The organism is Vogesella mureinivorans (assembly GCF_007644035.1).
Taxonomy (GTDB): Bacteria; Pseudomonadota; Gammaproteobacteria; order Burkholderiales; family Chromobacteriaceae; genus Vogesella; species Vogesella mureinivorans.
The window spans coordinates 1-263 of sequence record NZ_VMTV02000805.1; the positions used below are offsets into that span (position 1 = coordinate 1).

Genomic DNA, 263 nt, shown 5'->3' on the forward strand with positions numbered 1-263 from the left:
GGTCGCGATCGTCATGCTGCCCGTCGGCGTGCTGATCGCGGTGATCGCGATGCGCATGCTGGGCATGAACTCCAACATCATGAGCCTGGGCGGCATCGCGATCTCGATTGGCGTGATGGTCGACGCGGCGATCGTGATGATCGAGAACGCGCACAAGCACATCGAGCGCTCCGACGGCTCCCGCAGCCGGACCCAGCTGATCATCGATGCCTGTCGCGAGGTCGGGCCGGCGCTGTTCTTCAGCCTGATGATCATCACCGTCT

General features: G+C 63.5%; 1 protein-coding gene. It reads left to right on the forward strand.

Going from position 1 to position 263, the window contains the following annotated elements; translation table 11 throughout:
- A partial coding sequence (locus tag FLQ44_RS19725) for an efflux RND transporter permease subunit (RefSeq protein ID WP_147695751.1) occupies positions 1–263 on the forward strand: 263 nt, incomplete at both ends.